Source organism: Variovorax sp. Varisp36 (assembly GCF_047304235.1).
GTDB lineage: Bacteria > Pseudomonadota > Gammaproteobacteria > Burkholderiales > Burkholderiaceae_C > Variovorax.
The window spans coordinates 74,860-88,166 of the sequence record NZ_JBGLYU010000013.1; the positions used below are offsets into that span (position 1 = coordinate 74,860).

Genomic DNA, 13,307 nt, shown 5'->3' on the forward strand with positions numbered 1-13,307 from the left:
TGAACCGGTAGGAGATCAGAGAACGCGGAGCTGTTGCCAGCCCTGCCATTGGGCGCCGGGCGCCAGCAGGACGGGCTCGTCGATGCGGGCCGCCTCGACGCAGAGCATGTGGCGGAAGCCGTCTTCGGGCATGTCGGCGAGTTTCGCTCCGAGCACGGCACCGGGGTTCCAGACCACGGTTTCGCTGCAGCTCGCGCTTTGTGCGATTTCGAGCGTGCTGCCTGGCTGCACGAGGCGCAGCGGCTTGGCGGGTGCAGCGTAGACGCTGTCGAATTCCGCGTCGAAATGCAGCGCCGCGGCGGTTTCCACATGACGGTCGTCGCGCAGCGAATCCCAGCGGTTGGCGCCCTGCAGGCCTTCGAGGCGCACGTGGGCGATGTCGTCGACGCGCAGATAGGTGTGCAGCGCGGCCGCAAAGGTCCAGGGCGCATGGTCGATGTTGACGAGCGTGAGCGTGGTGCGCAGCCCGCCGGCGGACAGGGTCGCTTCCAGCCGTGCCTCAAAAGCGTGCGGCCAGAGCCTCCGGGTGGCTTCGTTGTCGCGCAGCGTCAACCGCAGCGTCTGCGGCGCATCGGCGGCCGCTTGCGACCAAGGCAAATTGCGCATGAATCCATGCTTGGGCAGCATGCCGCGCTGGTTGAACTGGGGGCAGCAGATGGGCACGCCGCCGCGAATGGCGGCCTGCCCGTCGAACACCGCGCGCGGACTCAGATAAAGTCGCTCCACCCCGCTGGCCGTGGCCCACGAGAGCACTTGGGCGCCATGCAATGCAACGGTCAGGGTGCTTCCATCGGCGCCCGTGGCGCGGATGGCGGGCTGGCCGCGGAACTCGATCAGGCTGGTTTCCATGCCCGGAATTGTAGGCAGCGACCGCGCGGTGGCACGGAATTGGCATCAAGGGCCCATTGCGTGCACGGGGCCTTCTTGGATACCCTGTGGCCGCTTGCATCGGGGGACAGCATGCAAGTCGGCCCCGTGCACTCGAAAATCACTCTCACACGACAGACAAAAAGGGGATACGCATGAAGAAGCTGCCGATGGCCGCATGGATCCTGATCGCGATGGTGCTCGGCATCGTCGTCGGCTACATGATCTTCTCGAGCTTTCCGGACAAAAAGGCCGCGAAAGAAATTGCAGATTACGTCTCCATCGTCTCGGACGTGTTCCTGCGCCTGATCAAGATGCTGATCGGCCCGCTGGTGTTCTCCACGCTGGTGGTGGGCATCGCGCACATGGGCGACGCCAAGTCGGTCGGCCGCGTGTTCGGCAAGGCCATCGGCTGGTTCCTGACCGCCTCGCTGATCTCGCTGGTGATCGGCCTGGTCATGGCCAACCTGCTCAAGCCCGGCGAGAACCTGGGCCTGCCGCTGCCCGACATCGGCGCCTCGGCCAACCTGGCCACCGCCAAGTTCACGCTGAAGGACTTCGTGAGCCACACGGTGCCCAAGTCGTTCGTCGAGGCCATGGCGAACAACGAGATCCTGCAGATCGTGGTGTTCTCGATGTTCTTCGGCGTGGCGCTGGCCTCGCTGGGCGACAAGGCCAAGACACTGGTGGCGGCCATCGAGGAGCTGTCGCACGCGATGCTCAAGATCACCGGCTACGTGATGAAGCTCGCCCCCCTGGCGGTGCTGGCCGCCATGGCCGCCACGGTGGCTGTCAACGGCCTGAGCATCCTGCTGAAGTTCGCGGTGTTCATGGGCGACTTCTACCTGGGCCTGTTCGTGCTGTGGAGCGTGCTGATCCTGGCGGGCTTCCTGTTCCTCGGCCCGCGCGTGTTCAAGCTGCTGGTACTCATCAAGGAAGCCTTCCTGCTGTCGTTCGCCACCGCGAGCTCCGAAGCGGCCTACCCGAAGATCCTGCAGGCGCTCGACCGTTTCGGCGTGAAGCGCAAGATCTCGAGCTTCGTGATGCCGATGGGCTACTCGTTCAACCTCGACGGCTCGATGATGTACTGCACCTTCGCGGTGCTCTTCATCGCCCAGGCCTACAACATCCACATGCCGATCAGCACGCAGATCACGATGCTGCTGATCCTCATGCTCACGTCCAAGGGCATGGCCGGCGTGCCGCGCGCCTCGCTGGTGGTGATCGCCGCCACGCTGAACCACTTCGACATTCCCGAAGCCGGCCTGCTGCTGATTTTGGGCGTGGACACTTTCCTCGACATGGGCCGCTCGGCCACCAATGCGGTGGGCAACTCCATTGCCACCGCGGTGGTCGCCAAGTGGGAGGGCGAACTGATGTCCGAGCGCGATGCCGAGGTCAACGCCCGCGCGATCGACGAAGAGGCGGCGGCCACCCTCGCCCACCCCGCACACGCGTGAGGCGCGCCATGAAGCCCAAGGCCACGCCGTCGGTTTTTCTCGCCGTACTGCTGCTGACGGCCGCCATGCTCGTGCCTGCAAGGCCGGCACAGGCGCAGGAGCAAGCCCCCACCGCGCTGACCGGCACTCTTGCCAAGGCGCGCGAGACGGGTGCCATCACCATCGGCTACCGCGAATCGTCGGTGCCGTTCTCGTACCTCAATGCGCGCAAGGAGCCGATCGGCTATTCGATCGAGCTTTGCCGCGCGCTGGTGACGGCCATCGAGGACGCGGTGAACAAGAGCCTCACCATCAAGTGGGTGCCCGTCACGCCCGACTCGCGCATCGACGCGGTCGCGAGCGGCAAGGTCGACCTGGAATGCGGCTCGACCACCAACAACCTCGAGCGCCAGAAGCGCGTGAGCTTCTCACCGACGATGTTCGTCTCGGGTACCAAGGTGCTGGTGAAGAAGGGCTCGCCGATCAAGTCGTTCCGCGACCTCGCGGGCAAGAAGGTGGCGGTGACGGCCGGCACCACGAACGAGAAGACGCTGCGCGACCTGTCGGAAAAGTTCAAGCTGAACATCGACCTGCGGGTGGCGCGCGACCACGCGGAGTCGTTCGCGCTGGTGAAGAGCGGCCAGGCCGACGCCTTCGCGACCGACGACGTGCTGCTCTACGGCCTGATCGCGCAGGACGCCGCCAAGGCCAACTATGAGGTGGTCGGCGATTTCCTCTCCTACGACCCCTACGGGATCATGTACCGCAAGGACGATCCGCAGTTGAACAAGTTGGTCATCGACACTTTCCAGGTACTGGCGGAAGACGGCGAGATCCATCGGCAGTACAAGCGCTGGTTCCTGCGCAAGCTGCCTTCGGGGGAGAGCATCAATCTGCCGATGAGCGAGCAGCTGGAAACGATCATCCAGACGATGTCGGTGAAGTCCGAATAGCTTCTTTTCAGGGCGCGGCCTGACGTTTTCTTACTCAGCGAACGGTCAGGAGGATTTCATCCAATTGCCTGAGGAACCCTGGGGCATCTCAACGGCATGGCGCCATGAAATTCTTTCTGGAAGCAGTGGCGGTACTCGGACTGGCCATCGTCCTGGCCGGGGTCATGCTGAGCCTGCTGGCAGGCGATCAAGACCTCGATGAAGCCGAGCCTGAACAGGAACCGGCACGCCCGCCCAGGGCGGCGCCGGCAATGCGTCAGGCCGCCAGTTCGTCCGCGCGGGCCTGCGCGGCGGCGAAGTCGAGGTCGCCCGAGTAGATCGCGCGGCCGCAGATCACACCTTCCACGCCGTCGGACTCGACTTCGCAGAGCTTGTCGATGTCGGCCATGTTCGACAGGCCGCCCGAGGCGATCACGGGGATGGTCAGCGCCTGCGCGAGCTTGACGGTGGCCTCGATGTTGATGCCCGAGAGCATGCCGTCGCGGCCGATGTCGGTGTAGATGATCGATTCGACGCCGTAGTCCTCGAACTTCTTGCCCAGGTCGGCCACCTCGTGGCCCGTGAGCTTGCTCCAGCCGTCGGTGGCGACCTTGCCGTCCTTGGCGTCCAGGCCCACGATGATGTGGCCGCCGAAGGCGCTGCAGGCGTCCTTCAGGAAGCCGGGGTTCTTGACCGCGGCGGTGCCGATGATCACGTAGCGCAGGCCGTCGTCGATGTAGCGCTCGATGGTGTCGAGGTCGCGGATGCCGCCGCCGAGTTGCACCGGGATGTCGTCGCCCACCTCTTTCAGGATCGCCTTGATCGCCGCGTGGTTCTGCGGCTTGCCGGCGAAGGCGCCATTCAGGTCGACCAGGTGCAGCCGGCGCGCGCCGGCCTCGACCCACTTGCGGGCCATGGCGGCAGGGTCTTCGCTGAAGATGGTGGACTGGTCCATGTCGCCCTGTTTGAGGCGAACGCAGTGGCCGTCTTTGAGATCAATGGCGGGAATGAGGAGCATGGAAGTGACGCGAGTGTGCGGGATCCGGGCTGTGGGAGTGTCGGCCCGGTCGGAAAAATAGGTTCAGGGTTTCCAGTGGAGGAAATTGCGATAGAGCTGCAACCCGTGGTCCGCACTCTTCTCCGGGTGGAACTGGGTGGCAAAAATGTTATCGCGTGCGATGGCCGCGGTAAAGCTCGCGCCGTATTCCGCCTCGCCCACGCTGTGTTTGGGGTCCGCCGGACGGGCATAGAAGCTGTGCACGAAGTAAAAATAGCTCAGGTCGGGCACGCCCGCCCACACCGGATGCGGCTGGGCCTGGCGCACCTGGTTCCAGCCCATCTGCGGCACCTTGAAACGGCTGCCGTCGGCCTGCAGGCGCCCGGCCAGGTCGAATTTGACGACTTCACCTGGAATGAGGCCCAAGCCGTCGGTCGGGCCTTCGTCGCTATGCGACAGCATCATCTGCATGCCCACGCACACGCCGAACAGCGGCTTGCTGGCGGCCGCTTCGAGCACCGATTCCTGAAGGCCGGAGTCGCGCAGCTCGCGCATGCAGTCGGGCATGGCGCCCTGCCCCGGCAGCACCACACGGGTCGCCTTGCGGACCACGTCGGGGTCGGAGGTGACGAACACCTCCACGCCCACCTGGTCGGCCGCATGGCGAACGGCCTGCGACACCGAGTGCAGGTTGCCCATGCCGTAGTCGACGACCGCGACGGTATTTGCTGCTACAGATTTCATAGCTGTTCGCTGGCGGGCTTCAGAGCGAACCCTTGGTCGATGGAATGACCCCGACGGAGCGGGGATCGATTTCGAGCGCGCCGCGCATGGCGCGCGCAAAAGCCTTGAACACCGTCTCGCACTGGTGATGCGCATTGACGCCCTTGAGGTTGTCGATGTGCAGCGAGACGAAGGCGTGGTTCACGAAACCCTGGAAGAACTCGTAGGTGAGCTGGCTGTCGAAGGTGCCGATCATCCCGCTGGTGAAAGGCACGTGCATCACGAGGCCCGGACGGCCCGAGAAGTCGATGACGACACGGCTCAGCGCCTCGTCGAGCGGCACATAGGCATGGCCGTAGCGGCGGATGCCTTTCTTGTCGCCGACGGCCTTGGCCACGGCCTGGCCCAGCGTGATGCCCACGTCTTCCACCGTGTGGTGCCCGTCGATGTGCAGGTCGCCCTTGCAGTCGATGTCGAGGTCGATCAGCCCGTGGCGGGCGATCTGGTCGAGCATGTGGTCGAAGAAGCCGATGCCGGTGGAAAGCTTGGCGCGGCCGGTGCCGTCGAGGTTCACGCTGACGGTGATCTTCGTCTCGGCGGTGTTGCGGGTGACCGTCGCTGTGCGATCGGCAATCTGGGGGGTGGTCATAGTGAGGCTTCGAGTGCCGCGAGCATCCGCGCATTCTCGTCGGCCGTTCCGACGGTGAGACGCAGGCAGTTCGCGAGCAGTTCATGCATTTTAGAAACGTTCTTCACCAGAACGCCGCGAGCCTTCATACCCTCAAAAGTCCTGGCGGCATCGGGCACGCGCAGGAGGATCATGTTGGCGTCGCTGGGCCAGGTCTTCACGCCGGGCAGGCGGCCGAGCCCCGTCATCAGGCGCTCGCGCTCCTCGCGGATCTGCCGGGCCTGGGCCTCGAACACGTCGGCATGCTCCAGCGCGAACAGCGCAGCCTCGCAGTTGAGCACGCTGATGTTGTAGGGCGGGCGCACTTTGTCGATCTCGGCGACCAGCGCGGCCGGACCCATCATGTAGCCCAGGCGGATGCCGGCCAGCCCGAACTTGCTGAGCGTGCGCATCAGCAGCACGTGGCCGTGCTTCGCCAGCCGGTCGATGTAGCTGCGGGCGGCAAAGGGCTGGTAGGCCTCGTCGATCACCACCAGGCCGCCCTGCGCGCCCTGGGCTTCGACGATCTTCTCGAGGACGGCGTCGTCCCAGAGGTTGGCGGTCGGGTTGTTGGGGTACGCGAGATAGACGATGGCGGGCTTCTCGCGCTCGATGGCGGCCAGCATGGCGGCCTCATCGAGCTCGAAGTCGGCCGTGAGCGGCACGCCAACGAACTTCAGGCCCTGGAGCTTCGCGCTCATGGCGTACATCACGAAGCCGGGCACGGGTGCCAGCACGGCCGCACCCGGCAGGTCGCAGGCGATGGCCAGCAGCGAGATCAGTTCGTCCGACCCGTTGCCCAGCATCAGCGCGAAGCCTTCAGGCATTTGCGCATGTGCCGCCAGCGCGCTGCGCAGGTCGGCGCCACGGTCGCCGGGGTAGCGGTTGAGCGCCAGCGCGCCGAGCCGCGTGCCGAGTTCGGCCTGCAGCGCGGGCGGCAGGCCGAAGGGGTTTTCCATGGCGTCGAGCTTGATGAAGCCGCGCGCGTCCTGCACCGCATAGCCATGCATGGCCCGCACGTCGTGGCGGATGCGGTCGAACGGCGGGCGAGCGGATTCGGGAGCGGTCATCGGGTGCAGTGATAGCTGTTCTTGAGGGCGCCGGACATGACCAGTTGCACGGGCATGTCGGCTTCGTAACTGTCGGCGTTGCGGGTCAGCTCGGTCTGGTAGAGCGAACGGGCCATGGAGGGTTCGAGGCGGCGGCCCTCGACGCAGAACAGCGGCTTCTGGCCGTTGCGCTGCGAAGATTCGACGCCTTCGCGCAGGCCTTCGAGCACGCCGACCAGGTAGTAGCTGGCGTAGGCCTTGCCCTCCTTTTCGTTGGCCTCGAGCGTGCGCAGCTCGCGGATGCTCATGGCCTGCGCGCCGGAGGCGACGGCGAGTGCGAGCAGCAGGAACGCGGCACGCTTCATCGGCATCACTTGCGGTAGCGCGGCGGAGGCGCGTAGGCGCCGTCGGCCGGGAAGGCGCTGGGCTGCGACGGGTCGGCGCCGCGGCGCTGGCGGCGCGGGGTGTCGCGCTCTTCGAGCTCGAACAGCGCTGCACCGATCACGCCGACGTTGCGCACGTCGCCGGCTTCGGTGTTCGCAGCGTAGGCGCGGCCGGGCGCTGAAAAACGGAAGGCGGCCACCTCGTTCTGGCTCTTGCGAAAGCCCTCGATGGTCAGCGACTGCAGCGGCCGCAGCACGTAGCCGCCGTTGCGCATGCTGCCGGGCTTGCCGTTGAGCACGTCGAGGCCGTCGACGGTGGCGATCACTTCGTAGCTGCGCTCGCTCAGGTTGCGAAAGCGCAGTGTGTAGCGCGCGCCTTCGACACCGGCGAGACGGAACATGTCCTCCCCGCCGCTGCCCCGGCGGGTGCGCTGCAGGGGCAGCGGACGGCCGTCCTCGTCGAGCACGGACCATTCGACATCGCCATCGGCCAGCAGCAGGTTGAGCCGCCGCTCGGGATTGCTGCCCACCGCGCGGCGCACGGCGGAGGCCTCGTTGTAGCCCACCGAGGCCACGTCGTCCGGCCGGTCGGACAGGCGCTTGGCGACGACGGTGCGGGTCTTCGATTCGATGCCCTCGCCCCATTGCGTGCCAAGCTGCGGCGCGGGTGCGGCCGGCGCGGCGGCGCTGGACGTGGCGCTGGCGGCGGCCGATTCGCGCGGAGCCTGCGGCATCTGGCTGCAGGCGGCCAACAGCGCGGCCCCCGCAATGGCAGTCGCGGCGAACCTGAACAGGCGCGAACCGAAGAGACGACCGATCATCTTGCTTGCTCCTCCCGAGGACGGGTTGTTGTTGGAGTTCAGATCTTACGCAGCCGCATGCGGGCGGCCTCGGCGTGCGCCTGCAGGCCCTCGCCCTCGGCCAGCGTGACGGCGACCGGGCCGAGCGCCTGGGCGCCGGCCTCGCTGACCTCGATCAGGCTGGAGCGCTTCTGGAAGTCGTAGACGCCCAGCGGGCTCGAGAAGCGCGCCGTGCCGCTGGTCGGCAGCACGTGGTTCGGCCCGGCGCAGTAGTCGCCCAGGCTCTCGCTGGTGAAGGCGCCCAGGAAGATCGCGCCGGCGTGGCGCAGCAGCGGCTCCCAGCGATTCGGTTCGCTGCTGCTGACTTCCAGGTGCTCGGGCGCGATGCGGTTGCTGATCTCGCAGGCCTCTTCCATGCTCTTCGTGTGGATCAGCGCGCCGCGGCCGTTGAGCGAGGCGGCGATGATTTCGGCGCGCGGCATGGTGGGCAGCAGGCGATCGATCTCGGCCTGCACGCGGTCGATGTAGGCGGCGTCGGGGCACAGCAGGATGCTCTGCGCCAGCTCGTCGTGCTCGGCCTGGCTGAACAGGTCCATCGCCACCCACTCGGGCGGCGTGGTGCCGTCGGCCAACACGAGGATTTCGCTCGGGCCCGCGATCATGTCGATGCCCACGGTGCCGAACACGCGGCGCTTGGCTGCGGCCACGTAGGCGTTGCCGGGACCGGTGATCTTGTCGACGGCGGGGACGGTCGCGGTGCCGTAGGCCAGCGCGGCCACGGCTTGTGCGCCGCCGATGGTGAAGGCACGCGTCACGCCGGCCGCGTAGGCGGCGGCCAGCACGAGCTGGTTCTTCTCGCCCTTCGGCGTCGGCACGACCATGATGATTTCGGCGACGCCCGCGACGTGCGCGGGAATGGCGTTCATCAGCACGCTCGACGGATAGGCGGCCTTGCCGCCCGGCACGTAGATGCCGACACGGTCGAGCGGCGTGACCTTCTGGCCGAGCAGCGTGCCGTCGGCGTCGCGGTAGCTCCAGCTCTCGCCCGAGGCCTTCTTCTGGGCCTCGTGGTAGCTGCGCACGCGGCGTGCGGCGGCTTCGAGCGCGTCGCGCTGCGCTGCGGGCAGCGACTCGAAGGCGGCCTTCAGTTCGGCCTGGGTCAGCTCCAGCTCGGGCAGCGTCTTCGCGTCGAGCTTGTCGAAGCGATTCGTGTACTCCAGCACCGCAACGTCGCCACGCGTTTGAACGTCGGCGAGGATGTCCGCCACCACCTTCTCGATGGCCGCATCCGCGTCCGCGGACCAATGCAGCCGCGCCTTGAATTCAGCGTCGAAGCTGGCTGAAGTCGTGGACAGTCGGGCGGGGGCTGCTTTCAGAGTCATGTGCGTGATGTTCAGGCGGAAGGAATGGCCGACGCGAACGCGTCGATGATGCGGCGGATGGGCTCGCGCTTGAGCTTGAGCGCCGCCTGGTTGACCACCAGCCGGGCGCTGATGTCCATGATGCGTTCCACCTCGACGAGGTGGTTGGCCTTGAGCGTGTTGCCGGTCGAAACCAGGTCGACGATGGCGTCGGCCAGGCCCGTGAGCGGCGCCAGCTCCATGCTGCCGTAGAGCTTGATCAGGTCGACGTGCACGCCCTTGCTGGCGAAGAAGTCGCGCGACAGGCCCACGTACTTGGTCGCCACACGCAGGCGCGAGCCCTGCTTCACGGCCGAGGCGTAGTCGTAGTCGGCGCGCACGGCCACGCTGAGGCGGCAGGCCGCGATGCGCAGATCGAGCGGCTGGTACAGGCCCTGGTTGCCGTGTTCGAGCAGCACGTCGAGCCCGGTCACGCCGAGGTCGGCGCCGCCGTACTGCACGTAGGTGGGCACGTCGGAGGCGCGCACCAGCACCACGCGAACGTCGGGGCGGGTGGTGCCAAGAATGAGCTTGCGCGACTTCTCGGGGTCTTCGGTGACCTCGATGCCGGCGGCCGCCAGCAGGGGCATCGTTTCTTCGAAGATGCGGCCCTTGGAAAGCGCCAGGGTGATCATGCGGCGGCTCCGGTCAGTCGTTCGATGTCGGCGCCCAGGCCGCGCAGCTTGGCTTCCATGCGGTCGTAGCCCCGGTCGAGGTGGTAGATGCGGTCGATCAGGGTTTCGCCCTCGGCCACGAGGCCGGCGATGACCAGGCTGGCCGAAGCGCGCAGGTCGGTGGCCATCACGGTCGCGCCCGAGAGCTGCTGCACGCCCTCGACCATCGCGACCTTGCCCTCGACGTGGATGTTGGCGCCCAGGCGAACCATCTCGTTCACGTGCATGAAGCGGTTCTCGAAGATGGTTTCGGTGACCATCGAGGCGCCGCGCGCGATCACGTTCAGGGCCATGAACTGGGCCTGCATGTCGGTCGGGAAGCCGGGGTATTCGGTGGTGCTGAAGCTCTGTGCCTTCAGATGTTCGCAGGCCGGACCCTTGGAGCTGACGCGCACGCCGTCCTTCTCGCAGGCGACGGTGCAGCCCGCGTCGCGCAGCTTGTCGATCACGGCGTCCATGTGGTCGCCGCGCGCGTGGCGCAGGAAGGCCTCGCCGCCCGTGGCCGCGACGGCGCACAGGAAGGTGCCGGCCTCGATGCGGTCGGCCACCACGGCGTGTTCGCAGCCGTGCAGCTTCTCGACGCCCTGGATGCGGATGTGGCTGGTGCCGTGGCCTTCGATCTTGGCGCCCATGCGGATCAGCATTTCGGCCAGGTCGACGATCTCGGGCTCCTGCGCGGCGTTCTCGAGCAGCGTCTCGCCCTCGGCCAGTGCGGCGGCCATCAGAAAGTTCTCGGTGCCGGTGACGGTAACCATGTCGGTCAGGATGCGCGCGCCCTTCAGGCGGGTGCGGCCTTCGGGCAGGCGCGCGACCATGTAGCCGTGGTCGACCACGATCTCGGCGCCCATGGCCTGCAGGCCCTTGATGTGCTGGTCGACCGGCCGCGAGCCGATGGCGCAGCCGCCGGGCAGCGACACCTTGGCATGGCCGAAGCGCGCCAGCAGCGGACCCAGGGCCAGCACGGAGGCGCGCATGGTCTTCACCAGCTCATAAGGCGCTTCCGGGTTGTTCAGGTCGCCGGCATTCAGGCGCACCGTGCCGCCGTCCTTCCCATCCTGGCCGCGCTCGGCCACGACGCCCATGTTGCGCACCAGCTTGAGCATGGTCGACACGTCCTGCAGGCGCGGCACGTTGTGCAGCGTCACGGGCTGGTCGGTCAGCAGCGCCGCGCACAGTTCGGGCAGCGCGGCGTTCTTGGCGCCGGAAATGAGTACTTCGCCGCGGAGCTCTCGCCCGCCGCGAATCAGAAGTTTGTCCATCGAAATTCCAGCGAAATCAGGGGCCTGCGAGGGCCGGGGAGTTATTTTTCCACCGCCGCCCATTCGGCCGGCGTGTAGGTCTTCATCGAAAGCGCATGCACCTCGTCGGTGTGCATTTTCGCACCGAGGGTGGCGTAGACCCGCTGATGGCGCTGGATCGCGCGCTTGCCCTCGAATTCGGCCGAGACGATGGTGGCATACCAATGCCGGCCATCGCCCTCGAGCGTGATGTGCTCGCACGGGAGGTGGGACTGGATCAGGGCCTGGAGTTGTTCGGCGGTCATGGGGTCTGGAGAAGAAGCGTTCAGCCTCGGATTTTGTAGCCGATGCGCAGGAGATGGACAGCGATGGCGCTCACCGCCAGCCACGCGGTGCCGACGATGCCCAGGCTGAGCCAGGGCGATGCATCGCTCACGCCGAAGAAGCCGTAGCGGAAGCCGTCGATCATGTAGAAGAACGGGTTCAGGTGGCTCACGCTCTGCCAGAAAGGCGGCAGCGAGCCGATCGAATAGAACACGCCCGACAGGAAGGTCATGGGCATGATCAGGAAGTTCTGGAACACCGCCATCTGGTCGAACTTCTCGGCCCAGAGGCCGGCGATCAACCCGAGCGTGCCGAGCATCGCGGCGCCCAGCAGCGCGAAAACGACGATCCAGACCGGCGCCACGAAGTTCGGCATCGCGAAGAAGACCGTGACCGCGAACACGCCCAGCCCCACGGCCAGCCCGCGGATGACCGACGAGCCCACGTAGGCGAAGAACCAGCCCCAGTGCGACAGCGGCGTGAGCAGCACGAACACCAGGTTGCCCATGATCTTGCTCTGGATGATCGAGGACGAGCTGTTGGCGAACGCGTTCTGCAGCACGCTCATCATCACGAGGCCCGGCACGAGGAAGGCCGTGTAGCCGACGGTGCCGTAGACCGTCACGCGGCCCTCGAGCACATGGCCGAACACCATGAGGTACAGCAGCGCGGTGAGCACCGGCGCACCGACGGTCTGGAACCCGACCTTCCAGAAGCGCAGCGTCTCCTTGTAGAGCAGCGCGCGCCAACCGGTCACGGCCATCATGGAGCCCCCTTGCTCGGCACTGCGTGTCCTCGCTTCCCCCCGAGGGGGAGCTTCGCTTGCTTGGGGCGGCCCGGCGCGGCGCTCATCGCGCCACCTCCAGCGGCGTCTGCTCGCCGGCCATCAGGTCGATGAACACGTCTTCGAGATCGGCCTTGCGCATTTCCACGTCTTCCACCGCGACGCCGGCTTCGCGGATCGCGGCCAGCAGTTGTTCGACTTCATGGGCGTTCTGCGCCGGCAGCTGCACGATGCGCCCGGTGATGCGCGCATGCTGGGCGATGGCCCAGGGCAGCATGGCGTCGGTCTTGAAGCGCAGTACGTTGCTCGCGGCCGACTTCAACAGTTCGCTGGTGCGGTCGAGCGCGATCACCTTGCCGAGCTTGAGCATCGCGATGCGGCTGCACAGCGCCTCGGCTTCTTCGAGGTAATGGGTGGTCAGCAGCACGGTGCTGCCCTGCTTGTTGAGCCGGGCGACGAACTGCCAGAGCGTCTGGCGCAATTCGACGTCGACGCCGGCCGTGGGCTCGTCGAGCACGATCACCGGCGGCTTGTGCACCAGCGCCTGCGCCACAAGCACGCGGCGCTTCATGCCACCCGAAAGCTGGCGCATGTTGGCGCCGGCCTTGTCGGCGAGGCCCAGGCTGTGCAGCAGCTCGTCGATCCAGTCGTCGTTGTTCTTGATGCCGAAGTAGCCCGACTGGATGCGCAGCGATTCGCGCACGTTGAAGAAGGGGTCGAACACCAGCTCCTGCGGCACGATGCCGAGCTGGCGGCGTGCCTCGGCGTAATCGCGCTGCACGTCGAAGCCGTGGACGCTGATGGCGCCGGCCGTGGGGCGCGAAAGCCCCGCGAGCATGCTGATGAGGGTGGTCTTGCCCGCGCCGTTCGGGCCGAGCAGGCCGAAGAACTCGCCCGGCTCGATCTGGAAGCTGACCTCGTCGACCGCCTTCAGCCCTTGCTTGCCTTGGGCTTTCTGCTGTCTGGAGGGGGGATAGGTCTTGGAGACCGATTGGAATGAGATCGCGGGCATGGGAGCCCGCGATTTTAA

The 13,307-nt window shown here is 66.6% G+C and carries 15 protein-coding genes; 2 read left to right on the forward strand and 13 right to left on the reverse strand.

The genetic code is table 11. From position 1 onward, the window contains the following. Positions 1-15: 15 nt before the first annotated feature. Positions 16-849, reverse strand: a complete 834-nt coding sequence (locus tag ACCD11_RS10580; RefSeq protein WP_056586058.1) for a D-hexose-6-phosphate mutarotase — start codon at positions 847-849, stop codon at positions 16-18. A gap of 173 nt (positions 850-1,022) precedes the next feature. On the opposite strand from ACCD11_RS10580, the gene ACCD11_RS10585 reads away from it, so the two are divergent. Continuing rightward, entirely contained in the window at positions 1,023-2,327 is a 1,305-nt protein-coding gene (locus tag ACCD11_RS10585) for a dicarboxylate/amino acid:cation symporter (protein WP_413313819.1), read from the forward strand. Positions 2,328-2,335: 8 nt separating this feature from the next. After that, positions 2,336-3,259: an amino acid ABC transporter substrate-binding protein gene (locus ACCD11_RS10590; RefSeq protein ID WP_413313820.1), complete on the forward strand. Its 924-nt coding sequence runs from the start codon at positions 2,336-2,338 to the stop codon at positions 3,257-3,259. Between the two features lie 256 nt (positions 3,260-3,515). On the opposite strand, the gene hisA is transcribed toward ACCD11_RS10590, so the two are convergent. From hisA to ACCD11_RS10650, 12 genes are all read right to left on the reverse strand, one after another. Then, entirely contained in the window at positions 3,516-4,256 is a 741-nt protein-coding gene (hisA, locus tag ACCD11_RS10595) for a 1-(5-phosphoribosyl)-5-[(5-phosphoribosylamino)methylideneamino]imidazole-4-carboxamide isomerase (protein ID WP_007835261.1), read from the reverse strand. Between the two features lie 63 nt (positions 4,257-4,319). After that, positions 4,320-4,979 carry an imidazole glycerol phosphate synthase subunit HisH gene (hisH, locus tag ACCD11_RS10600; protein WP_413313821.1) on the reverse strand — a complete coding sequence of 220 codons (660 nt, stop codon included), beginning with the start codon at positions 4,977-4,979 and terminating at the stop codon, positions 4,320-4,322. Between the two features lie 19 nt (positions 4,980-4,998). Continuing rightward, the gene (gene hisB / locus ACCD11_RS10605; protein ID WP_413313822.1) at positions 4,999-5,607 is read right to left on the reverse strand and encodes an imidazoleglycerol-phosphate dehydratase HisB; all 609 of its coding nucleotides are present in this window, start codon (positions 5,605-5,607) and stop codon (positions 4,999-5,001) included. Further along, positions 5,604-6,695 carry a histidinol-phosphate transaminase gene (gene hisC, locus ACCD11_RS10610; protein WP_413313823.1) on the reverse strand — a complete coding sequence of 364 codons (1,092 nt, stop codon included), beginning with the start codon at positions 6,693-6,695 and terminating at the stop codon, positions 5,604-5,606. The genes hisB and hisC overlap by 4 nt, the downstream gene beginning before the upstream one ends. Then, complete coding sequence (locus ACCD11_RS10615) at positions 6,692-7,039, reverse strand: hypothetical protein (protein ID WP_157632216.1); 348 nt, start codon at positions 7,037-7,039, stop codon at positions 6,692-6,694. Before ACCD11_RS10615 ends, hisC begins: the two co-directional genes overlap by 4 nt. Positions 7,040-7,044: 5 nt before the next feature. Continuing rightward, positions 7,045-7,878, reverse strand: a complete 834-nt coding sequence (locus tag ACCD11_RS10620) for a hypothetical protein (protein WP_413313824.1) — start codon at positions 7,876-7,878, stop codon at positions 7,045-7,047. A 38-nt stretch (positions 7,879-7,916) separates the two neighbouring features. Next, a complete protein-coding gene (gene hisD, locus ACCD11_RS10625; protein WP_413313825.1) occupies positions 7,917-9,239 on the reverse strand; it encodes a histidinol dehydrogenase in 1,323 nt (440 codons plus the stop codon). Positions 9,240-9,250: 11 nt separating this feature from the next. Then, on the reverse strand, positions 9,251-9,892 hold the full coding sequence (gene hisG / locus ACCD11_RS10630) for an ATP phosphoribosyltransferase (protein ID WP_007835253.1): 642 nt from the start codon (positions 9,890-9,892) through the stop codon (positions 9,251-9,253). After that, positions 9,889-11,190, reverse strand: a complete 1,302-nt coding sequence (gene murA / locus ACCD11_RS10635) for a UDP-N-acetylglucosamine 1-carboxyvinyltransferase (RefSeq protein ID WP_007835252.1) — start codon at positions 11,188-11,190, stop codon at positions 9,889-9,891. The genes hisG and murA overlap by 4 nt, the downstream gene beginning before the upstream one ends. Positions 11,191-11,231: 41 nt before the next feature. Then, the gene (locus tag ACCD11_RS10640; RefSeq protein ID WP_007835251.1) at positions 11,232-11,474 is read right to left on the reverse strand and encodes a BolA family protein; all 243 of its coding nucleotides are present in this window, start codon (positions 11,472-11,474) and stop codon (positions 11,232-11,234) included. A gap of 20 nt (positions 11,475-11,494) precedes the next feature. Then, positions 11,495-12,250 (reverse strand): ABC transporter permease, encoded by a 756-nt coding sequence (locus ACCD11_RS10645; protein WP_042673676.1) that lies wholly within the window; start codon positions 12,248-12,250, stop codon positions 11,495-11,497. Between the two features lie 91 nt (positions 12,251-12,341). Continuing rightward, the gene (locus ACCD11_RS10650; RefSeq protein WP_007835247.1) at positions 12,342-13,289 is read right to left on the reverse strand and encodes an ABC transporter ATP-binding protein; all 948 of its coding nucleotides are present in this window, start codon (positions 13,287-13,289) and stop codon (positions 12,342-12,344) included. Between the last annotated feature and the right edge of the window lie 18 nt (positions 13,290-13,307).

Bases quoted from the DNA above. Each gene is read 5' to 3' on its own strand.
- ACCD11_RS10615 (WP_157632216.1), bottom strand. From the start codon at position 7,039: ATGAAGCGTGCCGCGTTCCTGCTGCTCGCACTCGCCGTCGCCTCCGGC.
- hisH (WP_413313821.1), bottom strand. From the start codon at position 4,979: ATGAAATCTGTAGCAGCAAATACCGTCGCGGTCGTCGACTACGGCATG.
- murA (WP_007835252.1), bottom strand. From the start codon at position 11,190: ATGGACAAACTTCTGATTCGCGGCGGGCGAGAGCTCCGCGGCGAAGTA.
- ACCD11_RS10580 (WP_056586058.1), bottom strand. From the start codon at position 849: ATGGAAACCAGCCTGATCGAGTTCCGCGGCCAGCCCGCCATCCGCGCC.
- hisB (WP_413313822.1), bottom strand. From the start codon at position 5,607: ATGACCACCCCCCAGATTGCCGATCGCACAGCGACGGTCACCCGCAAC.
- hisG (WP_007835253.1), bottom strand. From the start codon at position 9,892: ATGATCACCCTGGCGCTTTCCAAGGGCCGCATCTTCGAAGAAACGATG.
- ACCD11_RS10640 (WP_007835251.1), bottom strand. From the start codon at position 11,474: ATGACCGCCGAACAACTCCAGGCCCTGATCCAGTCCCACCTCCCGTGC.
- hisA (WP_007835261.1), bottom strand. From the start codon at position 4,256: ATGCTCCTCATTCCCGCCATTGATCTCAAAGACGGCCACTGCGTTCGC.
- ACCD11_RS10590 (WP_413313820.1), top strand. From the start codon at position 2,336: ATGAAGCCCAAGGCCACGCCGTCGGTTTTTCTCGCCGTACTGCTGCTG.
- hisD (WP_413313825.1), bottom strand. From the start codon at position 9,239: ATGACTCTGAAAGCAGCCCCCGCCCGACTGTCCACGACTTCAGCCAGC.
- ACCD11_RS10585 (WP_413313819.1), top strand. From the start codon at position 1,023: ATGAAGAAGCTGCCGATGGCCGCATGGATCCTGATCGCGATGGTGCTC.
- ACCD11_RS10620 (WP_413313824.1), bottom strand. From the start codon at position 7,878: ATGATCGGTCGTCTCTTCGGTTCGCGCCTGTTCAGGTTCGCCGCGACT.
- hisC (WP_413313823.1), bottom strand. From the start codon at position 6,695: ATGACCGCTCCCGAATCCGCTCGCCCGCCGTTCGACCGCATCCGCCAC.
- ACCD11_RS10650 (WP_007835247.1), bottom strand. From the start codon at position 13,289: ATGCCCGCGATCTCATTCCAATCGGTCTCCAAGACCTATCCCCCCTCC.